This is a genomic window from Mesorhizobium sp. LNJC405B00, assembly GCF_000502615.1.
GTDB lineage: Bacteria > Pseudomonadota > Alphaproteobacteria > Rhizobiales > Rhizobiaceae > Mesorhizobium.
Genome location: NZ_AYWC01000004.1, coordinates 74,632 through 97,509, shown reverse-complemented (window position 1 = coordinate 97,509; position 22,878 = coordinate 74,632). Strand labels below are relative to the sequence as shown.

18 protein-coding genes, 1 other RNA gene and 2 pseudogenes are annotated in these 22,878 nt (G+C 63.6%); 15 read left to right on the top strand and 6 right to left on the bottom strand.

Annotation, left to right across the window (positions count from 1 at the left end; genetic code table 11):
- Nucleotides 1-190 precede the first annotated feature (190 nt).
- Both X756_RS1000000170530 and X756_RS19650 read left to right on the top strand, forming a co-directional pair.
- Nucleotides 191-247, top strand: a pseudogene (locus tag X756_RS1000000170530) (hypothetical protein); the annotation flags it as partial.
- A gap of 9 nt (nt 248-256) precedes the next feature.
- Entirely contained in the window at nt 257-1,009 is a 753-nt protein-coding gene (locus X756_RS19650; RefSeq protein WP_023729360.1) for a LysR substrate-binding domain-containing protein, read from the top strand.
- A gap of 53 nt (nt 1,010-1,062) precedes the next feature.
- On the opposite strand, the gene X756_RS155740 is transcribed toward X756_RS19650, so the two are convergent.
- Complete coding sequence (locus tag X756_RS155740; protein ID WP_023729359.1) at nt 1,063-2,292, bottom strand: lytic murein transglycosylase; 1,230 nt, start codon at nt 2,290-2,292, stop codon at nt 1,063-1,065.
- A gap of 32 nt (nt 2,293-2,324) precedes the next feature.
- Nucleotides 2,325-3,047 (bottom strand): glycoside hydrolase family 25 protein, encoded by a 723-nt coding sequence (locus tag X756_RS155745; RefSeq protein WP_245260015.1) that lies wholly within the window; start codon nt 3,045-3,047, stop codon nt 2,325-2,327.
- A gap of 358 nt (nt 3,048-3,405) precedes the next feature.
- Between X756_RS155745 and X756_RS155750 the strand changes: the two genes are divergently transcribed.
- On the top strand, nt 3,406-4,785 hold the full coding sequence (locus tag X756_RS155750; protein ID WP_023729358.1) for a serine hydrolase: 1,380 nt from the start codon (nt 3,406-3,408) through the stop codon (nt 4,783-4,785).
- Nucleotides 4,786-4,840: 55 nt separating this feature from the next.
- On the opposite strand, the gene X756_RS155755 is transcribed toward X756_RS155750, so the two are convergent.
- From X756_RS155755 to X756_RS19680, 3 genes are read right to left on the bottom strand one after another with little or no spacing between them, the layout of a single operon-like run.
- On the bottom strand, nt 4,841-5,563 hold the full coding sequence (locus X756_RS155755; RefSeq protein ID WP_023729357.1) for a class I SAM-dependent methyltransferase: 723 nt from the start codon (nt 5,561-5,563) through the stop codon (nt 4,841-4,843).
- Entirely contained in the window at nt 5,560-6,858 is a 1,299-nt protein-coding gene (locus X756_RS155760; RefSeq protein ID WP_031201832.1) for a DUF3419 family protein, read from the bottom strand. The genes X756_RS155755 and X756_RS155760 overlap by 4 nt, the downstream gene beginning before the upstream one ends.
- Nucleotides 6,859-6,889: 31 nt before the next feature.
- On the bottom strand, nt 6,890-10,849 hold the full coding sequence (locus X756_RS19680) for a hydantoinase B/oxoprolinase family protein (protein WP_023729356.1): 3,960 nt from the start codon (nt 10,847-10,849) through the stop codon (nt 6,890-6,892).
- A 177-nt stretch (nt 10,850-11,026) separates the two neighbouring features.
- On the opposite strand from X756_RS19680, the gene X756_RS1000000167270 reads away from it, so the two are divergent.
- The 6 genes and pseudogenes from X756_RS1000000167270 to X756_RS1000000169765 all read left to right on the top strand — a co-directional run bounded on the left by X756_RS1000000167270 (nt 11,027) and on the right by X756_RS1000000169765 (nt 14,709).
- Nucleotides 11,027-11,224: a hypothetical protein gene (locus tag X756_RS1000000167270; protein WP_023729355.1), complete on the top strand. Its 198-nt coding sequence runs from the start codon at nt 11,027-11,029 to the stop codon at nt 11,222-11,224.
- A 208-nt stretch (nt 11,225-11,432) separates the two neighbouring features.
- Nucleotides 11,433-12,152, top strand: coding sequence for a DnaJ family molecular chaperone (locus X756_RS155765; protein WP_023668261.1), 720 nt, complete (start codon nt 11,433-11,435; stop codon nt 12,150-12,152).
- Nucleotides 12,149-12,916, top strand: a complete 768-nt coding sequence (locus tag X756_RS155770; RefSeq protein WP_023729354.1) for an N-acetylmuramoyl-L-alanine amidase — start codon at nt 12,149-12,151, stop codon at nt 12,914-12,916. Before X756_RS155765 ends, X756_RS155770 begins: the two co-directional genes overlap by 4 nt.
- 184 nt (nt 12,917-13,100) lie before the next feature.
- Nucleotides 13,101-13,805 carry a transglycosylase SLT domain-containing protein gene (locus X756_RS155775; RefSeq protein ID WP_023729353.1) on the top strand — a complete coding sequence of 235 codons (705 nt, stop codon included), beginning with the start codon at nt 13,101-13,103 and terminating at the stop codon, nt 13,803-13,805.
- 50 nt (nt 13,806-13,855) lie between these two features.
- Nucleotides 13,856-14,254: RNase P RNA component class A (gene rnpB / locus X756_RS1000000166640), an RNA gene on the top strand.
- Between the two features lie 90 nt (nt 14,255-14,344).
- A pseudogene (locus X756_RS1000000169765) lies at nt 14,345-14,709 on the top strand (type II toxin-antitoxin system ParD family antitoxin).
- 85 nt (nt 14,710-14,794) lie between these two features.
- Here the strand turns inward: X756_RS1000000169765 and X756_RS155780 are convergent.
- Nucleotides 14,795-15,910 carry a cystathionine gamma-lyase gene (locus X756_RS155780; protein WP_023729351.1) on the bottom strand — a complete coding sequence of 372 codons (1,116 nt, stop codon included), beginning with the start codon at nt 15,908-15,910 and terminating at the stop codon, nt 14,795-14,797.
- Between the two features lie 402 nt (nt 15,911-16,312).
- Between X756_RS155780 and mraZ the strand changes: the two genes are divergently transcribed.
- Genes mraZ through X756_RS155810 form a run of 6 tightly spaced genes read left to right on the top strand, consistent with a single transcriptional unit; the run spans nt 16,313 to nt 22,874 of the window.
- Complete coding sequence (gene mraZ / locus X756_RS155785; protein WP_023682144.1) at nt 16,313-16,786, top strand: division/cell wall cluster transcriptional repressor MraZ; 474 nt, start codon at nt 16,313-16,315, stop codon at nt 16,784-16,786.
- Complete coding sequence (gene rsmH, locus X756_RS155790) at nt 16,783-17,799, top strand: 16S rRNA (cytosine(1402)-N(4))-methyltransferase RsmH (protein WP_023729350.1); 1,017 nt, start codon at nt 16,783-16,785, stop codon at nt 17,797-17,799. The genes mraZ and rsmH overlap by 4 nt, the downstream gene beginning before the upstream one ends.
- A 4-nt stretch (nt 17,800-17,803) precedes the next feature.
- Nucleotides 17,804-18,196, top strand: a complete 393-nt coding sequence (locus X756_RS155795) for a hypothetical protein (protein WP_023682142.1) — start codon at nt 17,804-17,806, stop codon at nt 18,194-18,196.
- A gap of 14 nt (nt 18,197-18,210) precedes the next feature.
- On the top strand, nt 18,211-19,935 hold the full coding sequence (locus X756_RS155800; protein ID WP_023682141.1) for a penicillin-binding protein 2: 1,725 nt from the start codon (nt 18,211-18,213) through the stop codon (nt 19,933-19,935).
- Between the two features lie 54 nt (nt 19,936-19,989).
- Nucleotides 19,990-21,444: a UDP-N-acetylmuramoyl-L-alanyl-D-glutamate--2,6-diaminopimelate ligase gene (locus tag X756_RS155805; RefSeq protein WP_023705552.1), complete on the top strand. Its 1,455-nt coding sequence runs from the start codon at nt 19,990-19,992 to the stop codon at nt 21,442-21,444.
- The gene (locus X756_RS155810; protein WP_023729349.1) at nt 21,441-22,874 is read left to right on the top strand and encodes a UDP-N-acetylmuramoylalanyl-D-glutamyl-2,6-diaminopimelate--D-alanyl-D-alanine ligase; all 1,434 of its coding nucleotides are present in this window, start codon (nt 21,441-21,443) and stop codon (nt 22,872-22,874) included. The genes X756_RS155805 and X756_RS155810 overlap by 4 nt, the downstream gene beginning before the upstream one ends.
- Nucleotides 22,875-22,878: the final 4 nt, after the last annotated feature.

Sequence of the window (22,878 nt, the reverse complement as noted above, 5' to 3'; positions counted from 1 at the left end):
CAGGCCCGTGCCGGTTTCATCTGACGGGTCCGCTAGTCGAGAAATAGGGCCATGCAACTGATCAGATAATGGCCTATTATCTGACTATCTTGTTAATCTAGGGATACACAATGCGCGGTTCTGAATTCACCGAGTTCAAGGCATTCGCCGCAATCGTGGAAGAGCGTAGTTTCGTCCGCGCCGCCGCCGGCTGCGTGTTTCCCCGCCGGCGCTCAGCCAGTCGATCCGGCAACTGGAGGCTCGCATCGGCGTCAGGTTGCTGAATCGCACGACGCGTAGTGTTTCACCCACTGGTGCTGGCGAGACGCTGTTTGCGCGCCTTGCCGTTGCGTTCGAAGAGCTGGAGGGCGCCGTAGCGGACATTCATACCGCGCGTGATCGGCCGGCGGGTTCGCTACGAATAAACGTGCCGCGTGTTGCCGCGGTGCGGTTCATCGGCCCGATCCTTGGCGACTTCCAACGCGCCTATCCTGATATCGCGCTGACCGTCATCGTCGACGATACCCTGACCGATATCGTCGAGGGCCGGTTCGACGCCGGGATCCGTCTCGGCGAGCGGCTGCAGAAGGACATGGTGGCGGTCAAGCTCAGCGACGATTTGCAGATGGCGGCGGTGGCCGCCCCGGCCTACCTTGAGGGCCGCGCAACTCCCCGTCATCCCCAGGATCTGCACCAGCACCAATGCATCAACTTCCAATGGCCGGGCGGCGGCAACCTCTACCGGTGGGAGTTTTCTCGCGGCAAGCGGGTTTTGGAAATTGCTGTTCAGGGCAGCCTGACTGTCAACGACACCGAGCTGATGCTGAAGGCGGCGCTGGGTGGAGCAGGCGTCGCCTACATGATCGACTATCAGGTCCAGTCGTGGATCGATGCGGGCAGGCTGATGAGATTTCTAGAGCCCTGGTCGCCCAGCTTTCCAGGCTTCTTCCTGTATCACCCGAGTTCGAGGCACGTCCCCCCGGCTTTGCGGGCATTTATCGACTTCGTCCGGGCAAGGAGTAGGGAATAGGGAATTCGGCTTGGGGAGCTTCTACTCCCAACCCCAACGCCTACTCACTCTCTTCACAACTTCCCCAAAAGCTCCGGCGTTGGCCAGCCGTCGACCGGCATGCCGAGCCGCATCTGTTCCTTGCGGATGGCTTCGCGGGTGTTGGTGCCCAGAATGCCGTCGACGGTGCCGACGTCATAGCCCCTGGCTTCGAGCTTGGTCTGCAATTCCTTCATCTGGTCGCCATTGAGCCCGGTTTCGGGATTGCGCGGGTCGAACTGCTTTGCCCCGGCCAGCCGGCTGGCGAAGTTGGCGGCGGTCAGCGCGTAGGTGAAGGACTGGTTCCATTCCAGATAGACGTCGAAATTGTCGTAGGCCAGGAAGGCCGGACCTTTGCGGCCCATCGGCAGCGCCAGGCCGGCCTTCAGGCCATTGTCGATCAGCGGCGTGCCATCGGGATTGGTGACGCCCCAGGCGGCCCATTGCGACAGCGGCAACTTGTTGGTGCGGCCGGTCTGCTCCCAGGGCATGTCCTCGGGCACGCGCACTTCCTCGATCCAGGGCTGGTCGCGTTTCCAGCCGCGCGACAGCACCTTGTTGGCCGTGGTCATGATCACGTCGGGTACGCTGCGCCTGAGGTCGACGATGCCGTCGCCGTCGCCGTCGACTCCGCGCGCGAGATAATCGGAAGGCAGGATCTGCGTCTGGCCGATCTCGCCGGCCCAGGCGCCGGTGACGTCGGCCGGAACGACGCCGCGATCGATCAGCGTCAACAGCGGCACCAGTTGCGGCCGAAACAGCTGCGGGCGGCGGCAGTCATGCGACAGCGTCACCAAGGCGCTCAGCGTGTGGAAATCGCCCTGTACGGCGCCGAAATCGGTCTCCAGCCCCCAGAAGGCGGTGATGATCGGCGCCTGGACACCGAACTGCTGGTCGGCGCGCGCAAAGATTTCGGCGTATTTCTTCAGGTTGGCCGCGCCCTGCTTCAGCCGGTAGGCCGAGATCATGCGGTTGGAGAACTGGATGAAGGTCTGGGCGAAGACGCCCTGGGCGCGGTCACGCGCCAGCACCTTGTCGTCGATGGTGGCGGCTTCCAGTGCGTCAAGGCCGACAGCGCCGACACCGGCCGCCTTGGCTTCCGCCGCCACGCCTTGCTTCCAGGTTTCGAAGTCGCCGCCGCATTCCTGCGCCCCCGCCGGCATCGCCGTAGCGCCGAGCAGCAGGGCCGCGAGCAGCCCGGAGCGCAGGCGGCTCTTCGACTGTTTCCGGCGTAAATATCCCAGTGGCTGCAGGTAGGTGCGCATGGGACGTCGAAAAGCAGGCGGCAGAGCCGGTGTCAACGGGTGTTCTGCCGCAGCCACTTTTTCCAGGCTGCCTCAGTGCCGTTGAAGACGTTGATATCGGACTTGCCGTTCATGCCGGGCACGATACCGGTTCCGGTGTATTGCCAGAAGGTGAAAGGGTGGCTGCCGTACTTCTGGCGGGGGTGGCCGGCCACCGAGCGCAGCCAGTAGGGATAGCCGCGGAACGTCGCAAGGTCGTTATCGTCGAAGAAGTCGACCGAGGTGTAGATGATCGGCTTCTTGCCATAGTGCCGCTCGATCATCTCGAGAAAGGTGGTCATTTCGGCCCGCACCGTCGCCGAATCCGGGCGCAGCCGGCAGGTCGGCGATTGCGGGTTCCACTCCATGTCGAGCACCGGCGGCATGGCCGAGCGGTCGACGGGCACGTTCTGGATGAACCAGCGCGCCTGGGTGGCGGCAGGCGTGCAGAAATAGAAGAAATGGTAGGCCGCGCGCGGAATGCCATTGGCCTTGGTGCGCGACCAATGCTCGTTGAAATACTCGTCGAAACGGTCGCCGCCCTCGGTCGCCTTGATGAAGGCGAAGGAGATGCCGCTGGCCTTGGCCGTCGGCCAGTCGACCGAGGTCTGGTATTTGGAGACGTCGGTGCCGTGAACGGCATAGTTCCAAGGCGCGCCGCTATCCCATTCATGCGGCTTGGAGTCTTCGAAACGCGGTGCGCGCACGGCAACCGTCGGGCTGCTGGATGGCGACATCGAGGGCACGAGATCGCCGGCGGTCGAGCAGGCGGCCAGCAGCGTCAACGTGATGAGGGCCGCGAAACGGCGCATCGCATTTCCCGAGCCGGAATCAGCCGGTCGCTGTTGGGTTGTCGTTGCAGGTGCCCCTCAGGCGATCGCCCCACAGCATCGCCTGATACGCTATTTTCGTGCATGTCGTTGTTCCAAAACCGCTGCGCACTTTTGGGCGACATGCACCAGTGATCGCCGATCATGGTTGATAACAGGTTGACGGCGCTCGACAAGAACACCGATTTTGCGGAAGCAATGGCGGCAAATCGATGACATAAATCGGGCCGCAAGCCACGGGCACCGGAAAAGCAGGGACGGAAAGATGCGGATCGCCGTGAAGATCATCAAATGGCTGCTCGGCCTGGTCGTGTTGGCCATAGCCGCCCTGTTTGCCTGGCTCTACGTCGCGCCGCCCGAACTGATCCGCGTCGGTTCCGGCTATTCCGCCAAGATTGTCTGCTCGAATGTTTTTATCGCCGGCCGTGATCCCAATGAGGTGCTTGCCATCGACGTGCAGGCGCCCGGCCATCCGCTTCTCAGGCTGATGAAGGTGTCGGTCGACAAGAACAGGGGGACCGTCTCGGCCGGGCTGCTTGGCTTCCTCGGCAAGAGCGTTGCCGTTGCGCGCGCCGGCCTGGGTTGCGCCTCGGTTCCCGATGGCGACGTCGGCAAGGCACGGCGCACGTCAATCCCTGCCGAGGCGTCGGCGGCCACCAAGGGCGATCTGTGGCCCGGGGGAGATCGAGTCGACGCCTCGCAAAATCCCGAAATCAACAAGATCCTCGACGGTGCGGCGATGACCGGCATCGGCATGCGCGCCGTGGTGGTGGTCAAAAATGGCCGCATTGTTGCCGAGCGTTATGGCGAGGGCTTTTCGGCGAAAACGCCGCTGCTCGGCTGGTCGATGACCAAGACGGTCAACGCCGCGCTCGTCGGCACGCTGGTCAAGGACGGCAAGATGGCGGTGACCAATCAGGGCCTGTTCGGCTCATGGAAGGCGGACGGGCGCGCCGCCATCAGCCTTGCCGATATGATGGCGATGTCGAGCGGGCTCGAGTTCAACGAGGATTATGGCGACGTCGCCGATGTGACGCGCATGCTCTATCTCGAGCCCGACATGGCGGGCTTCGCCGAGGCCAAGCCGCTGACCGGCGACGTCGGCAAGGTGTTTTCCTATTCGAGCGGTACGGCGGTTATGCTGTCGCGGCTGTGGCAGGATGCGATCGGCGACAAGGCCAAGGCGCTGGTCTGGCCAAGAACCGCGCTGTTCGGGCCGCTCGGCATGCAGAGTGCCGTGCTCGAAACAGACGAAGAGGGCACCTTCGTCGGTTCATCCTATCTCTATGCCACCGGCCACGACTGGGCGCGGTTCGGCCAATTCCTGCTGCAGGGCGGGGTGTGGAAGGGCAGCCAGATCCTGCCGGCCGGTTTCGTCGACTGGATGCGCGAACCGGCCCCGGCCTCGAAAGTCTACGGCAAGGGGCAACTGTGGATCGAGGCGCCCGGCGACGAGGAAAATCCCGGCGCCGGCGTCGCCGCCGGACTGCCTGGGGATACCTACTGGATGGAGGGCCATGACGGCCAGACAGTCGCCATCATCCCGTCGGAGCAGTTGGTGGTGGTGCGGCTCGGGCTGACGCCGGCCAAGCTTGGCTACCGGCCGCAAGTGATGGTCGGCGCACTGGTGAAGACGCTGCATTAGCTCCCTTTACCCTCCCCTTGATGGGGAGGGTCGGCGCGCAGCGNGGGGGGGGTGCCTAGCGTTTCACCCCCACCCGCGCCTTCGGCGCGACCTCCCCCATCGAGGGGGAGGTGAGGTCGTGCGACTCGATCACCGCCAGCCAGGCATAGCCGCGATAAAGCGTGCGGAAACGGAAGCTTGCGCCGGTTCGCCGAGATTCCGATTCCAGGACTTCACGCAGAGATTCACGTGGCGCGACGTGGAATTTTTTGAGCCAGCCGCGCAGCAATGTCCGGAACCAGTTGGGCAAGCCTTCCTGCTGGCCGAAATCGACGACATGCAGCGAGCCGCCGGGCGCGAGTGCCGCAAGGGCTGCCGAAACCGTCTTTTCCCAACCGGGGATCATCGACAGCGAATAGGACACGAAGATGCGGTCGAAGCGCTCGACGCCGAACAGCGTCTTGGCGTCGAAATCGGTGGCGTCGCCGCGCGCCAGCACGACGCGGCCGGACAGGCCGTCGCGGCCGATCGCCTTGCCGGCGGTCTCCAGCATCTCAGCCGAGATGTCGAGGCCGTAGAGGCGGGCGTCGGGATAGTGGCGGGCGGCAAGCGCGATGTTGCGGCCGGTGCCGCAGCCAAGTTCGAGCACTCTGCCATTCGCCGGCACATCCAGCCCGACTATCATCTGGTCGCGGCCAAGCAGATAGTATTTGCGGGTCAGGTCGTAGATATGGCGTTGCCAGCGATAGACGCCGTCCATCAGTTCGGCATGGTCGGCCGGCAGCTCGCTCGCGCTCATGCCGCGCGCTTCACATAGAGGTGGAAGCCGCCATAGATGGCCGAGCGGTCGCGGGCCGAACAGTCGCGCGAGGCCTCGTCCTCGTAGGTCCACTGGTCGAGCAGCGAGATCGAGACGCGGCCCGGCAGCAGGCTGGGCTCGGCGGCGGTACGGAAGATGACTCGGGCGCCGACCGAGGCGGTGCGGGTGATCTCCGACCAAAGGGCATTGAGCTGGTCGTTCGTCATCCAGTCCTGCGCGTCGAGCAGGACGAAACGATCGACGGTGCTTGCGTCCTTGCCGGCCAGAAATTCGATCAGATTGGCGTGGTGGATGCCGACGCGATCGACATTGTTGCGGATCGCCTTGTAGTTGGCCTCTTCTAGATAGGCGGGCAGGGCGGCCTCACCCGGATTGGGATAGCGACGGGCGAAGGCTTGCCAAGCGAAGTAGTTGTTCTTCAGTGGAAAATCGCAAGCGAGCTTTTCCAGCCGGGCCTTCAGCACGCTGGCCATCGAACCATCGCCCGAGGTGATCAGCGAATCGTACTGCGCCGGCGGAATGCCGAGGCCGAACAGCGAAGCCTTGCGCGAGGTAGCCCAGCGCAACAGCTTCTTGTCGAAGACCGGCGCCAGCTCTTCGTTGAAGAAGCGGCGCTGGTCGGCGAGGCTCTTCGACGCCATGATACCGGCGGGATCGACGCCGAAGAATTTGGCGATGCGGTGGCCCATGGCGATGAATAGGCCGAGCAGGCCGGTCTGGTAGAAATTGCGGTCGAAGACGGTGATGCGCCGGCGGCCGGGCCAGCTGCGACGCTCCCAATAGTGGCGGCTGACCGGGTCGAGATGCGGCGCGATGAAGCGGTCATAGGCTTGCGAATTGTGGCTGGTGCCGGCGGCGCCGAAGAAACGGAACAGATCGCCCTGCGAGGGCAGATGTCGCACCGCCTCCAGCTTCATCCGGTTCAAGGCGATGTGGGCGGCGTTGAGGTCGACCGCATCGACGCGTTCAGGCGAGCGGGTGAGGTAGGCGAGGATGTTGCAGCCGCCCGACGCTATGGTGACGACGCGGTGACCCTGGCCAAGCTGCATGGCCTCCATGTCGACTTCAGGGTCTTCCCAGATCTGCGGATAGACGAGACCGGAAAACAAGAGGGCGAACAGCCGCTCCGAGATGCCGGCCTTCGACAGCGGGCGGTTCTGGTAGACGGCTTTTCCAACTTCCTTGCCGCGGCGAAAAACGAGATCCGAGGAGACGTCCGTCATGGCAAAGTGATTCCCCATTTGCTTTGCCGCAAGCGGGTAACTCAGGGGCATGACAGGCGGGTGACAGCCTGTTGACGCGAGTTCAGGCCTTGCCAAATCCCCCGGGTGTCGGCGTCGTCAGGATGACGGCGTCGCCGGCGTCGAGCACGGTCTGGTCGCAGGCCTTCAGCGTCTCGACGCTGCCGTCCTGGCGGCGGACCTTGGTCGAGCCGACCTCGCCGTCACCGCCGCCGTCGAGGCCTTGCGGCGGGCGGTTGCGGTGCGAGGACAGGATGGCGCATTCCATCTTTTCGAGGAAACGGATGGTGCGCCTGGTGCCGTCACCGGCATCCCATTTGCCTTTGCCGCCGGAGCCTTCGCGAATGTGAAAATCCTCGAGCAGCACGGGAAAGCGCAATTCCAGCACCTCCGGGTCGGTCAGGCGCGAATTGGTCATGTGGGTGTGGACGCCGGATGTGCCGGCAAAGCCGCGGCCGGAGTTCATCTGTCCGGCCGGCGAACCGGAGCAGATCGTCTCGTAATACTGGTACTGCTTGTTGCCGAAGGTCAGGTTGTTCATCGTGCCTTGCGCATTGGCCATGGCGCCCATGGCTCCGAACAGCGCGTTGGTGACATGCTGCGAGGTCTCGACATTGCCGGCGACGACTGCTGCGGGGTAGGCCGGCTTCAGCATCGAGCCGTCGGGGATGATGATGTTGATGGGCCTGAGGCACCCGGCATTCATCGGGATCATGTCCTCGACCATGACGCGGAAGGCATAGAGCACGGCGGCGCGGGCGACGGGCTCGGGCGCGTTGAAATTGTTCTTCATGACAGGCGAGGTGCCGGTGAAGTCGACGGTCGCTTCGCTCTTTTGCCGGTCGACCGTGATCTTCACCTTGATCACCTGGCCGGTGTCGGTCGGGTATTCATACTGCGAGCTGTTAGGCAGCCTTTCCAGCACGCGGCGCACGCTTTCGGCGGCATTGTCCTGGACATGGCCCATATAGGCCTCGACGACATCGAGGCCGAAATGGGAGACCATTTTGCGCAGTTCCGCCACGCCCTTTTCATTGGCGGCGATCTGCGCCTTTAGGTCGGCGATGTTCTGGTGCGGGTTGCGGGCGGGGTAGGGGTGGTCGGTGAGCAGCGTTTGCAGCTCCGCCTCGCGGAATTTTCCGCGATCGACGACGCGGAAATTGTCGAACAGCACGCCTTCCTCGTCGACCGTGGTGGCAAGCGGCGTCATCGAGCCGGGGGCAGTGCCGCCGATATCGGCATGATGGCCGCGTGAGGCTACGTAGAAGATTACTTCCTCCCCCCTTGAGGGGGAGGTGGCGGCGGAGCCGCCGGAGGGGGTCGTTGCGGCAGTGCTCGACGCTCTTGTGGTGCCTTCTGAGAGGACCCCACCCGGCCGCTGCGCGGCCACCCTCCCCTCATGGGGGAGGGAAAACACCGGCGTCACCACGGTGATATCAGGCAAATGCGTGCCGCCATTGTAAGGGGCGTTCAGCGCAAAGACGTCGCCGGGATGGATGTCGCCGGAGTTCAGCCGGATGATGGTTTCGACCGAGCGGTCCATGGAGCCGAGATGCACCGGCATGTGCGGCGCGTTGGCGACCAGCGCTCCATGACGGTCGAAGACGGCGCAGGAAAAGTCCAGCCTTTCCTTGATGTTGACGGAATAGGCGGTGTTCTGCAGCGTGACGCCCATCTGCTCGGCGATCGACATGAAGAGGTTGTTGAAGACCTCCAGCATCACCGGATCGGCTTCGGTGCCGACAGCAGCCGTGCGCACTTTCCGTTCGGTGCGGCGAATGACGACGTGATTGAGGTTGGTGATTTCGGCCTGCCAGCCCGGCTCGACGACGATGGTCTGGTTCGGCTCGATGATCAAAGCGGGGCCTGGGACCAGATTGGATGGGCGCAGGTTTTCGCGGCGATGGATGCCGGCCTCATGCCAGCGGCCCTCGGTGTAGATGCGCCGCGTTCCGGACGCACCGGCTTCAACCATTGCCGGTCCGGCGGGCGCAACGGCTTCGGCCGTGGTCTCGACGATCTCGGCGCCTTCCACGCCAACGGTCTCGACGATCATCGGCTTGTCGTCATAGACGAACCCGAACTGCGCCTTGTGGGCCACTTCGAAATCGCGCCTGGCCTGGAAGATCGAGTCCTGTTCGAAATTCACCGGCAGCGTGGTGTCGGTGCCGTCATAGCGGATGTGCAGCACCGGCTTTGCCGCAATCTTGTCCTCGGCGATGCCTTGCGCTGCCAATTCGGCGATGACGGCTTTTTTCAACGTGCCGATGAGGCTGCCGATCTGGGTCCTGGATTCTTCGGCAAGCGGCTTCAGGAGCGCCTGCTGGCGCGACGCGAAAACCGACGACAGGCCGATACCATAGGCTGAGAGCAGACCGGAAAAGGGGTGGATCAGTACCGCCTCCATGCCGAGCGCGTCGGCAACCAGGCAGGCATGCTGGCCGCCGGCGCCGCCAAAACAGTTCAAGAGATATTCAGTGACGTCATAGCCGCGCTGCACGGAGATCTTCTTGATGGCATTGGCCATGTTTTCCACCGCGATGGTGACGAAGCCTTCGGCGATGGCTTCCGGCGTGCGGCCATCGCCGATTTCGACGGCCAGCGCAGCGAATTTTTTGCGCACGGCGGCCACATCGAGCGGCTGGTCCTGGCCTGGGCCGAAAATTGCCGGGAAGAAATCGGGCTGCAGCTTGCCCAGCATGACATTGGCGTCGGTGACGGCCAGCGGGCCGCCGCGCCGGTAGGCGGCGGGGCCAGGATTGGCGCCGGCGGAATCCGGGCCGGCGCGGAAACGGCCGGCTTCGTAGTGCAGGATCGAGCCGCCGCCGGCAGCGACGGTATGGATGCGCATCATCGGCGCACGGATGCGCACGCCGGCGACCTCGGTGTCGAAGGCGCGCTCATACTCGCCGTCATAATGGGCGACGTCGGTCGAGGTGCCGCCCATGTCGAAACCGATGACTTTCTCGAATCCGGCGAGTTTCGCCGTTTCGACCATGCCGACGACGCCGCCGGCCGGGCCGGACAGCAGCGCGTCCTTGCCCTGAAACATGTCGGCGGCGGTGAGCCCGCCCGACGACATCATGAACATCAGGCGAGGGTTTTCCCTGCCCCTCGAGGGGAGGGTGGCGGCGGAGCCGCCGGGTGGGGTTGGATCGACCGGGCTCAGCGCATTGGCGGTGCCTTCCGAGCGGACCCCCTCTGGCCGCTTTGCGGACTGCCCTTCGCTATGGCTCCGGGCATTCGTCGCTGAAAAAGCCAAATCGTTGGCTTTTTCTCGGCCTTTGGCCGACCGCTCCTCACCCCCCACAAGTGGGGAGATTGGCGTCGCGCCCAGTTCTCCCGCCACCCTTTGCACATAGCGCGACAGGATCGGCGACAGATAGGCATCGACCACGGTGGTGTCGCCGCGGCCGACCAGTTTGATCAGTGGCGAGACTTCATGGCTGACCGAGACTTGGCTGAACCCGATCTTGCGGCAGACTTTCGCCACCGCCTTCTCGTGGTCGGGATATTTCCAGGCATGCATGAAGACGATGGCCACCGCATCGATGCCGTCAGCCTTCGCCTGTTCGATGGCGGGGCGGCAGGCAGCGATGTCGAGCAGGCGCTCGACCTCGCCATTGGCGCGCACACGCTCGTCGATCTCGATGACCCGCTCGTAGAGCTGTTCCGGAAGGACGATCTCCTTGGCGAAGATGTCTGGCCGCGCCTGATAGGCGATCTTCAGCGCATCGCGAAAGCCCTTGGTGATGAGCAAAAGCACACGGTCGCCCTTGCGCTCCAGCAGCGCATTCGTGGCAACGGTGGTACCCATCTTGACGTCACCGACCAGGCCCGGAGGAATAGCGGTGCCGGATTTCAGCCCCAGAAGCTCGCGGATGCCGGCTAGGGCCGCATCGGGATAGGCTTCGGGATTTTCCGACAGGAATTTCCTGGGATGCAACCCCCCTTGCGGATCACGTCCGATCACGTCGGTGAAGGTGCCGCCGCGGTCGATCCAAAAATCCCATTTCTTGTCCACGCAGAACTCCGGCATTGCATTTGGGTCCAGACTGTTAGTTCGGCATCGCCCGGCCCGCAATCGATAGTGCGCGGATGTTACATCAGGAAACGCAACGTTACGAAACTCATGGCCGTTTGATGCATTTTGCCTTCGACCGTTCACCGCAACGTGAGCGTGTGTTGAAGGAGAGATGTCATGAAAAAGCTCATTCTTGCTTCCGTTTCCGCCCTGGCCCTGTTCGGCGTTGCCGCCTGCAGCGACAGCGCTACGGATAACACCACCACCCAGAGCACCAATCCGCCAGCCGCCGAGCCCATGAAGCCGGCGACGCCGGATGCACCGAAGCCTGCAGAACCGGCTCCGGCAACACCTGCTCCTGCCCCCGCGCAGTAGCAGCAGTCTCGGTCACTTTGACGTGACGAGAGAGGAGGCCGGCTTCGCGCCGGCCTTCCTGCGTTTAGGTCGATTCGGGGCTCAAGGGCCTTGAACCGGCTCTTTCCTACGGTTTGGGATCTGGCGCGTCGGTTGCTTGCGTAAATCGATCCACTCTGCGGCGCTGTCTTGGCTTGATAGCAATAGCCGGCGGCCCTAATAAGCGCTCATGTCGATTTGGGATCGCCTCGGCGACTTCATCACCCGCGTTTCATCTTCAGCCACGTCCGGCGTAGCCGATGTGGTTGAGGCCGTGCGCACGGTTTTCTCCGGTGACGCTGATCTGCGCCGGCGTGTCGCCTTCTCTGTGGCGATGATTGCGCTGTCAGCCAAGATGGCCAAGGCCGATGGCATCGTCACCCAGGACGAGGTTCGCGCGTTCCAGGAAATATTCGAGGTGCCGCGAGAACAGACCCGCAATGTGGCGCGGCTTTACGATCTGGCCAAGCGCGACGTCGCCGGGTTCGAGACCTATGCCGAGAGTATGGCGCAGATGTGCGGCTCGGGCCATTCGAACTGCGTCATGCTGGAAGACATACTCGACGGTCTGTTCCATATCGCCAAGGCGGATGGGCTGGTGCATGAGCGCGAAGGGATTTTCCTGCACCGTATTGCCGAGATTTTCCGCATCGACGAGGTGCACTACGAGGCCATCATGGCCAGGCACGTCAATCTCGGCGCCGGCGATCCCTATATCGTGCTCGGCATTGAGCGCGGCAAGCCGTTCGAGGAGGTCAGGAAGCGATACCGCAAGCTGGTCTCCGACAATCATCCGGACCGGCTGATCGCGCGCGGCCTGCCGCAGGAATTCATCAAGATTGCAACGACCAGGGTCGCGGCGATCAACGCGGCCTATGAAATGATCGAGCGGGGCCTCAGGCACGCATGACCGGCTTCTCGCCCGACGAGCCAAGCGCGGAGGTCAGGGTATCGCCGAATTTCGGCCCGCGGCGCGAAACGCTCAGGCCCGACATGATCGTGCTGCACTATACCGGCATGGCGACTGGTGCTGCCGCGGAAGCCTGGTTGTGCAACCCCGCAAGCGAAGTCTCGTCGCACTACCTCGTCCATGAGGATGGCCGCATCATCCAGATGGTGCGCGAATGCGACCGCGCCTGGCATGCCGGTGCAAGTTCCTGGTTCGGTCGTCGCGACATCAACTCCTGTTCGGTCGGCATCGAAATCGTCAATCCCGGCCATTCGCTCGGCTATTCGGCCTTTCCCAAGCGGCAGGTGGAAGCGGTGATCGGGCTTTGCCTTGGTATCATCGAACGCCATTCCATTACGGCGCAAAGGGTGCTTGCCCATTCCGACATCGCGCCGGGGCGCAAGATCGACCCGGGCGAGAAATTCCCCTGGAATGCGCTGTTTGCGGCCGGGGTCGGCCATCTCGTGCCTGCGGCGCCGGTCCGGCGCGGCGCGGTGCTGAAAGCCGGCGATACCGGCGCCGAGGTCGAGGCACTGCAGTCGATGCTGGCGCTCTATGGCTATGGCGTTGAGATATCAGGTGTCTTCGACCGCCAGACCGAAATCGTCGTCGAAGCTTTTCAGCGGCATTTCCGACCACGCCTGGTGGATGGCGTCGCCGACGGCTCTACGTCTAGCACGCTGCAAAGCCTGCTGACTTCCCTTAGGTCAGTTGCGTCTAAATAGTCTTTTCCTGATATTCAAGTTACAGCCTGTCACTGAAAGTGAATTGCCTCGCCTTGTTCGACACAAATTCCGCCCTCAAAGGCAGTTCGTGCAAGTTATCGGACCTCCAGCCCCCCGGATGCTCCGATATTGATTAGGCGTTGCTGCGTGAAGATCTTCGCGCGGCCAAACAGAACAGGACCACATGCAGAAATTGACCGTTGTAACGGCAGCTATTGCTGCCGGAGTAATGACTTTTGCCTTCAGCACGGCCGATGCCGCACCAGTGAGCCAGAGGGCAGACCAGGGCTTCATCGCCGCACCCGCCAAGGCCACCATGACGAAGGCAAACCCGAAAGCAAAAAGGGCAACCACCGCGAAAGTGCGCAAAGCAGCCGTGGTGAAGGCCAGAAAAGCCACGGCCAAGAGGCATTTTAAGCGCAACAGGAAGAGCGTCGACCTGACGACGACCGCATCGATCCGCCCAAGCACCGCTGCGGAGTCGACTGCGGCAGCCGCGCTTGGCGGCCAGTATTCGGCAATCATTGCCCGCTATGCTGCGGCCGAAGGCGTGCCGGTGTCGCTGGCCCAGGCGGTCATCAAGATCGAGAGCAACTACCGGCCGAACATCGTCGGCAGCGCGGGTGAAATCGGCCTGATGCAGATCAAGCCGGCAACGGCGCGGATGATGGGGTATAGCGGCTCCGCCAAGGGTCTGTTCGATCCCGACACCAACATCAAATACGGCATGAAGTACCTTGCCATGGCGCGCAATCTCGGCGGCGGCACCACCTGCGGCACGATCCTGAAATACAATGCCGGCCATGCCGCGACGAGGATGAACCCGGTGTCGGCGGCCTATTGCGGCAAGGTCAAGGTGCAGTTGGCGGCATTGGGATCGCCGGCATAAGTCTGCTTTTTCATTTGCGTTTTGGAACGTGAACCCCTTTATACGCTCTGCCAGCTGGCCGGGCGGCCGCACCCGCAAAGCCGAAAGGCTGCGGGTGAGGAAAGTCCGGGCTCCATGGAAACACGGTGCCGGTTAATGGCCGGCGGGGGCGACCCCAGGGAAAGTGCCACAGAAAGCAAACCGCCACGATTTATCGGGGCAAGGGTGAAAGGGTGGGGTAAGAGCCCACCGCGCGACTGGCAACAGGAGCGGCACGGTAAACCCCCACCGGGAGCAAGACCGAATAGGGACGGTGCGAGGGGAAACCTTCGAGGGCTGTTTCCGGCTCACCGTCCGGGTAGGTTGCGTGAGGCGCATGGCAACATGCGCCCAAGATGAATGGCCGCCACGTTCTCGCCCCGAAAGGGGCGAGGGCCATACAAAACCCGGCTTACAGGCCAGCTGGCAATTTCTCCCCATATCGCGATTAATCCTTTGGGATCAGCAGTCTGCGCCTTCGGGCGCAGCTGACGATTCAGGTGCTTGAGCGATTGAATCAACTGCACCGGGCGGGTCGAGACAAACGCAGCATCACGCTTTCGCCGGAACTGGCGGCGGCGGTCGACGATGTCGTGGCCGCCGGCGAATACGCCTCGGCCAGCAAGTCATCCGTGATGCGCTGCGGCAATGGAAAGACCGCCGCGACCTGCTCGGCTACACGGTCGAGGAACTGCGCAGGCTGGTTCAGGAGGGGATTTACAGCGGAACGGGACGATTTGCGTCGATGGACGAGATCAAAGCCGAAGCACGTAAGGACAGGTTGTCTGACGACCTTGAGAGCGGGAGGATAGACGGACCTCTGTTCATGAAGCGCTTGCGAGCCAAATATGCCGCAGTGACTGAGGCAAGGGACTCGAAGAAGTGAGATCGCTTCAGAGGTTGACGCTGCCCCTCATCCCCCTGCCGGGACCTTCTCCCCGTACAGTGACGGGGAGAAGGGGCAAGCCGCCTCAGACGCCGATCTTGTCCAGCGATGCCTCGATCGCCTGCCAGAGTTCTTCCACCGGCTCGCAGCCCACCGACAGGCGCACGAAGCCGGGCGGAACCGAATCTCCTCGCTTGGCCCGCCGCTCGGCGGAGGTGTGGACACCCCCGAACGACGTTGCCGCCTGCATCAGCGTGCAGTTGTTGATGAAATCCTCGGCCTTTTCCTGGGAGAGGAGTTCGAAGGACATGAGGAAGCCGAAGCGCTCCATCTGCGCCCGGGCGAGGTTGTGCGACGGGTCGCCCTCCAGCCCGGGGTAGCGCAAGCCGCTAACGGCGCGATGGTTTTTCAGGCGCTTCGCGATCACCTCGGCAGAAGAACACATGCGGTCGAAGCGTACCTCCAGCGTCTCCAGGCCGCGATGCACCAGCCAAGCCTCGAACGGGCCGGGAATGCCGCCCGCGGTCTCGCGCCAGCCGGTGACGTCCGCGATGATGTCTGGATTGCGGCTGGCGACATGGCCGAACAGCACGTCGGAATGCCCGTTGGCCGCCTTGGTGTCGGCAGCAACGACGATGTCGGCGCCGAGATCGAGCGGGCGCTGGCCGAACGGCGTCATCGTGGTGTTGTCGACGACGACGATCGCGCCCGCTTGGTGCGCGGCCTGGGCGACCGCTGTGATGTCGCAAATGTCCAATCGCGGATTTGACGGGGTTTCAACGTAGACAAGGCGGTAGCCGTCGAAGCCGCCGTCGAGGAATGTAGCTGTCGGCCGCAGATCATAGGCGACGCCGAAGGGCTTGAGGAAACGTTCGGCCAGCGCGCGTGTGGCATGGTAGCCGTCAGAAGGCAAAAGCACGCGGTCGCCGGATTTCAACAGGCCGAAAAACACCGCCGAGATTGCCGCCATTCCTGAGGGGAAGCCGACGCATGGCGCGTCTTCGAGATGCGCCAGCATGTGCTCGACTGCATCCCAGGTGGCGTTGCTGTAACGGCCGTACTGACTGTAGCCGGCGCCGTCGCCCGGGTTGTGGAAAATAGCGGCCATGGTCAGCGGCAATGGGATGGGGTCGCCTTTGGCAAGTCCGTCGCGACGCAGATGGGCAAGGGAGGCCGCGCGGGACCTGGCTGTTTCGGACATGGATTTCTGACCTTGTTGCTCAGCGAAAAGACTGACGACGCTATTCGCGGCAGTGATGCGCGGCAAGCCGCTTCCGCTTGGGCCAGCCCGCTCTAAACGGTTCGTTAGGCTTAATGGGAGATAAAGACGGGAGTGTTGTCAGAGCTGCTCTCACCGGTTGTGGCGCGCGCGTTTGTGAAGCCTGTTCCCGTTGACGCCCATAGTGCCCCATGATATCCCATTTCGATACCAAAGCCTTCGTTCCGCGTCAGGGTAAAGCGTACGCCAATCGGGCAGCCGCGGCGGCTGTGCGTTTGCGGGGTTTTGCCGCTCGGATCGAAGCGGATTTTCGGCAGGGGACGCGCTTCGGCGCGGACGAAAACATGGAGAGGGGTGCGGCGGCGGAAGCGGCTGCAGCGTGTCATGGACCGGTTTCTGTCAAGCGCGGTGAACAGGATCGATGCGAAGGGGCGGGTCTCCGTTCCGGCGCATTTCCGCGCTGTCGTGCAGAAACGCGGCTATTCGGAGCTCTACGCGCTGCGCGGCCTGGACGTGCCTGCGATGGATGTCGGCGGGCTCGATCTGCTCGACCGCTACGAGCAGCGCATCGCGCTGGAAGACCCTTTTTTGCAGACGGCGGACGATATGTCGTTCTTCTGCCATGGCGACGGGACGTTCCTGAAGCTCGATCAGGATGGCCGCATCACGATGAGCGATTTCATCCGCGAGCATACGGGCATCACGAGCGAAGTGGCCTTTGTCGGCCGTGGCAATTTCTTTCAAGTTTGGGAGCCTGGACGGCTGGCCGCCTATGGGGCGCAGGCGCGCGCTCGGCTTTTGCAGCTTCGGCAGGGGACGAAGGCTCACGAGGCCAAGGCTGGGGAGCGGCCGGAATGATGGCGGATCACGGCGATGATCTCAGCGCCGTTGGCGGACCGGTCCGCCACATTCCGGTCCTCCTCGCCGAAGTGCTGGAGGCGCTCTCACCCAAAGCCGGCGATGTGATCGTCGACGGCACGTTTGGCGCCGGCGGCTACACCAAGGCGATCCTGGCGAGCGGCGCCTCGGTGGTGGCGATCGATCGCGATCCCGATGCGATTGCCGCCGGGCGCGGCCTGGAACAGCAATCCGGCGGCAGGCTACGGCTGGTGCAGGCGCCATTTTCGACGCTGGACGAGCAGGTCGAAAGCGCCGACGGCGTTGTCCTCGACATCGGCATTTCCTCCATGCAGGTCGACCAGCCCGAGCGCGGCTTTTCGTTCCGCACCGACGGGCCGCTCGACATGCGCATGGCGCAGGTGGGCTTGAGTGCTGCCGACGTCGTCAATTCGTTCAAGATAGGCGACCTTGCCCGCATCTTCGGCTTCCTCGGCGAAGAGCGGAATGCCGGCCGCATTGCCCGCATGATCGAGTCACGCCGCGAAAAACGTCCGTTCGAGCGCACGCTCGATCTCGCCGACGCGATCGAAACGCATATCGGCCGCGCGCCGAAGGACAAGATTCATCCGGCCACCCGCGTCTTCCAGGCGCTGCGCATTTTCGTCAATGACGAGCTGGGCGAATTGGCCAAAGCCCTAATGGCGTCCGAGCGGGTATTGAAGCCCGGCGGGCGGCTTGCGGTGGTGACGTTCCATTCGCTGGAAGACCGCATCGTCAAGCGCTTCATCGCCGACCGCGCCGACGTCGCCACCGGCTCACGTCATTTGCCCGAGGCGCACGCGCGCACTGCGACCTTCCGCAAGGCTGGTGGCGGCGTGACGGCAGGTGATGCCGAGGTCGCTGCCAATCCGCGGGCGCGCTCGGCTAGGCTGCGTACCGCCATCCGCACCGAGGCGCCGGCGCGCGCCGGTGATCTCACCATTTTCGGCCTTCCAAAGCTTCCCGGCATCCAGGCGCCGCGAGAGAGGTGAATACGTGTTTCGAACCAGCGACATAGTCCTGATCGCCGTCATGGTCTCGGCCGCGGCCCTGACCTACAAGGCCAAGCGCGAGGCCGAGGAACAGCTGGCTTCGGTGCAGAAGATCGAGGCGCAGATCCGCTATGAGGAGGACACGATCGACCTGCTCAAGGCCGACTGGAGCCTGCTGACCCAGCCGTCGCGCCTGCAGAAGCTGGCTGAAATCTACAAATCGCAGCTCGCACTCGAGCCGGTCAATGCGCGGCAGATCGTCGGGCTCGACGACCTGCCGGCAAAACCGCTCAACATCGAGGACCTGTCGTCGCAACGGCTTGGCGGCATGGCCGACAATTCCGGCAAAGGACCAGCCGACAAGGATCCCGTGGTCACCGGAGCCATCGTCCAATGATCGCTGGATTTCCAATGCGCGCCAAACTTCCGTCGGTCGGCAAATTGCTGAAGCGCCGCGCACGGACCGGCGAGGACGGCTCCATCGTGGTCGAAGGCGCGCGCAAGGCGACCGGCGGCAAGGCCAAGACCCGCATCGTGATGACGATGGCGGTGTTCTTCGGCATCTATTCGACCATCGCCGGGCGGCTGGTCTATCTCGGTTTCCAGTCCCCCGACATGTCGAATGGGCCGCAAAGCCGGGTGACGGCGTCGCGTCCCGACATCGTCGACCGCAACGGCGAGGTGCTGGCGACCGACATCAAGACGGCATCGCTGTTTGCCGAGCCGCGCCGCATCGTCGATGCCGACGAGGCGATCGAAAAGCTGTCGACCATTCTGCCAGATATCGACCCCGAGCAGACCTATCACAAGCTGAAGAGCGGCGCCGGCTTCGTCTGGCTGCAGCGGCAGCTGACGCCCAAGCAGCAGGCCGACATCATGCAGCTCGGCATTCCCGGAATCGGCTTTCGCACCGAAAAGCGCCGCTTCTATCCGGCCGGCGTGACCTCGTCCTACATTGTCGGCCTCACCAACATCGACAATCAGGGCATCTCCGGCATGGAGAAGTACATTGACGAGCAGGGCCTGAGCGACCTGCAGGCCTCAGGCTTGGCGATCGCCAAGGATCTGAAGCCGGTTCAGCTGTCGATCGACCTGCGCGTCCAGCATGTGGTGCGCGACGAGATTGCCGCCGGCCTCGAGCGCTATCGCGCCATGGGCGCCGGCGCCGTCGTGCTCAACATCAAGACCGGCGAAGTGGTGGCGATGGCCTCGGTGCCGGATTTCGATCCGAACAATCCCTTCAATGCGCAGGACAAGGATCGGCTGAACCGCATGTCGGCCGGCCTCTACGAGATGGGCTCGACCTTCAAGAGCTTTACCTCGGCCATGGCGCTCGATTCCGGCAAGGCGAACATGAACAGCCGTTTCGACGCCTCGCATCCGATCCGGGTCGGCCATCAGGCCATTCACGATTTCCACGGCAAGAACCGCGTGCTGTCATTGCCGGAGGTGTTCCTTTACTCCTCCAACATCGGATCGGCGCGTGAGGCCGAAATGGTCGGCATCGAGGGGCACCGCGAATTCCTGCATCGCCTTGGCCTTCTGGACAGGATGCAGACCGAACTGCCTGAGGTCGCGCGCCCGACCGAACCGAAGGTCTGGAAACAGGTCAACTCCTTCACCATCGCCTTCGGCCATGGCGTGTCGACGACGCCGCTGCAGGCCGCCGTCGGCTGCGCGGCGCTGATGCAGGGCTATTTGATCCCGCCGACTTTCCTGGTCCGCAGCGAGCAGGATGCCATGGCGGTGGCCAAGAGAGTGGTCAGCGAAAAGACTGTGGAGGGCATGCGCTACCTCTACACGCTCAATGCTGAGAAAGGCTCGGCCAGAAACGCCAGGGCCCCCGGCTACCGCGTTGGCGGCAAGACCGGAACCGCCGAGAAGGTGATCAATGGCCGCTACTCGAAGGAACTGAATTTCAACACCTTCGTCGCCGCCTTCCCGATGGACGATCCGCAGTATCTGGTGTTTACGATCGCTGACGCTCCGCACCCGGAAAAGCCCGGGATGACCGACGTCGCCGCCAACAATGCGGGTGTCATGGCCGGAAACATCATCAGGCGGGCAGCCGCCATGCTTGGCGTGAAGCCAGATTTCAGCCATGAAAATGGCGCAACGCTGGTTTCCTATCAGTGATTCTTAGGGCGCGCCGGCAACTGCGCGCCATTTTGTTGAGATAAACGGGGTTCGATGCACCTGAGAGATTTAGCCGGTATCCTGCCTGTCGAGGGAACATCTTCCCGCGATGTGGAGGTAACCGGGATTTCGTCGGATTCCCGCACGGTCAAGACCGGCGTGGTCTTTTTCGCGCTCGCCGGCAGCAAGGCGGATGGTTCGGCCTATGCCGCCGATGCGGCAAAGCGCGGCGCAGCGGCGGTTGTCGTTGGCAACGCCAGCGCCGTTTCCGGCCTGTCCGTCCCGGTGCTCAGCGTCGACGACCCACGCCTGGCGCTGGCGCTGAGCGCGGCACGTTTCTTCGGCAGCCAGCCGGAGACCATGGTCGCGGTTACCGGCACCGCAGGCAAGACCTCGGTCGCCGCCTTCATCCGGCAGATCTGGGAGCAGGCCGGCTTTGCCGCCGCGTCCATTGGCACCACCGGCGTGGTGGCGCCGGGCCGCAACGACTACGGTTCGTTGACCACACCCGATCCAGTGGCTTTGCACCAGTTGCTCAAGGAATTGGCGGAGGCCGGCGTCACCCACGCCTCGATGGAGGCTTCCAGCCATGGTCTCGACCAGCGCCGCCTTGATGGCGTCAAGCTCGCCGCGGGCGGTTTCACCAATCTCGGCCGCGACCATATGGACTATCATCCGACGGTCGAGGAATACCATCGCGCCAAATTGCGCCTGTTCGACACGCTGCTGCCGAAAGGCGCGCCGGCGGTCATCTTTGCCGACGATCCGTGGTCGGCGCCGACCATCCAGGCTGCGCAGGCCGCCGGGCTCAAGGTGCTGACGGTCGGCCGCCATGGCGATTTCCTGCGCCTGAAGCGGGTCGAGCACGAGCGCCACCGCCAGCGCGCCGAGGTCGAAGCCGACGGCGTGCTCTACGAGATCGACCTGCCGCTCGCAGGTGACTTCCAGATCGCCAATGCCCTGGTTTCGGCCGGGCTGGCCATTTCCACTGGAACGCCGGTCGCCAAAGCTTTGATGGCATTGGAGAAACTTCAGGGGGCACCGGGACGGCTCGACCTTGTCGGCGCCACCGCCAATGGCGCGCCCGTCTATGTCGACTATGCCCACAAGCCGGATGCGCTGGAAAATGTGCTGGCCGCCGTGCGCCCGTTCACCACCGGTCGCGTCATCGTCGTGTTCGGCTGCGGCGGCGACCGCGACCGGGGCAAGCGGCCGATCATGGGCGAAATCGCCACGCGGCTGGCCGATGTCGTCATCGTCACCGACGACAATCCGCGCTTGGAAGTGCCGGAAACGATCCGTGCCGCGATCCTGGCAGCCGCGCCCCGCGCGATTGAAATCGGCGACCGCCGCAAGGCGATCCACGAAGCGGTCGCCATGCTCAAAGCGGGCGATACGCTGATCGTTGCAGGCAAGGGCCATGAAGAGGGCCAGACCATCGGCGCCGAGACGTTTCCCTTCTCCGACCACGAGGAAGTCCGCTCGGCGCTGCGGGAGCGGGCCGCATGAGCGTGCTCTGGACTTCCGAGGCGCTGGTCGACGCCATGGGCGGTCGGCCGCTCGGGCCGATGCCGGAGGGAATTTCGGGGATCTCGATCGACAGCCGCAGCCTGCAGCCGGGCGACGCCTTCTTCGCCATCAAGGGCGAGGCGATGGACGGCCATGACTTCGCGACCGCGGCGATCAAGGCCGGCGCCGGCGTTCTGGTCGTCGCCGAAGTCAAATTGCCGTCGCTCGGGCGGCTGACGGCGCCGATGATCGTCGTGCAGGATGTGCTGGCAGCACTGGAGAAACTCGGTGTTGCCGCCCGCGCCCGTTCCAGCGCAAAAATCATCGCGGTGACCGGATCGGCCGGCAAGACCACCACCAAGGAGGCGCTGCGTCATGTGCTGTCGGCCGTTGGCAAGGTGCACGCGTCGGCGCAGTCGTTCAACAACCATTGGGGCGTGCCGCTGACACTGGCGCGCATGCCCGACGATTGCGATTACGCCGTGTTCGAGATCGGCATGAACCATCCCGGCGAAATCCGGCCACTGGTCAAGATGGTCCGCCCGCAGGTCGCCATCGTCACGCTGATCGCCGCCGCCCATCTCGGCTTCTTCAAAAACCTCGAAGAGATCGCCAAGGCCAAGGCCGAGATTTTTGAAGGCATCGAGCCCGGCGGTGCGGCCTTGCTCAACCGCGACGATGCGCGATGGAAGCTGCTCGACAAGATGGCGCGAGCCGCCGGCGTCGAACATGTCTTTGGCTTCGGCGAGAATGCACGGTCGACCTACAAGCTGACCAAATGCGAGCTGCATGCCGATCATTCCGACATCACCGCCAGGATCGGCGGGCAGGATGTGACGGCGCGCATCGGCGCGCCCGGCCGCCACATGGTACAGAACGTCCTGGCGGTGCTCGGCGCCGCGCATTTGGTTGAAGCCGACATCGGCAAGGTGGCCTTGGCACTGGCCGATCTGTCGGCCGAGCGTGGCCGTGGGAAGCGCCATATGCTTCGCCACCCCAAGGGACCGATCACACTGATCGACGAGAGCTACAACGCCAATCCGGCCTCGATGGCTGCTGCCATGGCGCTGCTCAACGCGACGCCTGTCACGGGCGAGGGCCGGCGCATCGCCGTGCTCGGCGACATGCTCGAGCTCGGCGACCATTCGGCCAAGCTCCATGCAGCCCTTGCCGAGTTGATCGTCGGCACCGGCACAAACACGGTCTTTCTCGGCGGTCCGGAAATGCAGGCGCTGGCAGACATCCTGCCCGACGAGATCAAAACGGAATACCGCGCCGGCGCCGAGGAATTGAAGCCGCTGCTGTTGTCGACGCTGAAGGCCGGCGACGTGGTGATGATCAAATCGTCGAAAGGCATCGGCTTTTCAAAGCTGGTCGAGGCCTTGCTCGGCAAATATCCGGCGGAAGCCGCAGGCACGAAACAGAACTAGTCCG

Excerpts from the sequence above, each read along its gene's own strand:
- X756_RS155740 (WP_023729359.1), bottom strand. The coding sequence starts at position 2,292 with ATGCGCACCTACCTGCAGCCACTGGGATATTTACGCCGGAAACAGTCG.
- X756_RS155745 (WP_245260015.1), bottom strand. The coding sequence starts at position 3,047 with ATGTCGCCATCCAGCAGCCCGACGGTTGCCGTGCGCGCACCGCGTTTC.
- X756_RS155750 (WP_023729358.1), top strand. The coding sequence starts at position 3,406 with ATGCGGATCGCCGTGAAGATCATCAAATGGCTGCTCGGCCTGGTCGTG.
- X756_RS155755 (WP_023729357.1), bottom strand. The coding sequence starts at position 5,563 with ATGAGCGCGAGCGAGCTGCCGGCCGACCATGCCGAACTGATGGACGGC.
- X756_RS155760 (WP_031201832.1), bottom strand. The coding sequence starts at position 6,858 with ATGCCCCTGAGTTACCCGCTTGCGGCAAAGCAAATGGGGAATCACTTT.
- X756_RS1000000167270 (WP_023729355.1), top strand. The coding sequence starts at position 11,027 with ATGAAAAAGCTCATTCTTGCTTCCGTTTCCGCCCTGGCCCTGTTCGGC.
- X756_RS155765 (WP_023668261.1), top strand. The coding sequence starts at position 11,433 with ATGTCGATTTGGGATCGCCTCGGCGACTTCATCACCCGCGTTTCATCT.
- X756_RS155770 (WP_023729354.1), top strand. The coding sequence starts at position 12,149 with ATGACCGGCTTCTCGCCCGACGAGCCAAGCGCGGAGGTCAGGGTATCG.
- X756_RS155775 (WP_023729353.1), top strand. The coding sequence starts at position 13,101 with ATGCAGAAATTGACCGTTGTAACGGCAGCTATTGCTGCCGGAGTAATG.
- X756_RS155780 (WP_023729351.1), bottom strand. The coding sequence starts at position 15,910 with ATGTCCGAAACAGCCAGGTCCCGCGCGGCCTCCCTTGCCCATCTGCGT.
- mraZ (WP_023682144.1), top strand. The coding sequence starts at position 16,313 with ATGGACCGGTTTCTGTCAAGCGCGGTGAACAGGATCGATGCGAAGGGG.
- rsmH (WP_023729350.1), top strand. The coding sequence starts at position 16,783 with ATGATGGCGGATCACGGCGATGATCTCAGCGCCGTTGGCGGACCGGTC.
- X756_RS155800 (WP_023682141.1), top strand. The coding sequence starts at position 18,211 with ATGCGCGCCAAACTTCCGTCGGTCGGCAAATTGCTGAAGCGCCGCGCA.
- X756_RS155805 (WP_023705552.1), top strand. The coding sequence starts at position 19,990 with ATGCACCTGAGAGATTTAGCCGGTATCCTGCCTGTCGAGGGAACATCT.
- X756_RS155810 (WP_023729349.1), top strand. The coding sequence starts at position 21,441 with ATGAGCGTGCTCTGGACTTCCGAGGCGCTGGTCGACGCCATGGGCGGT.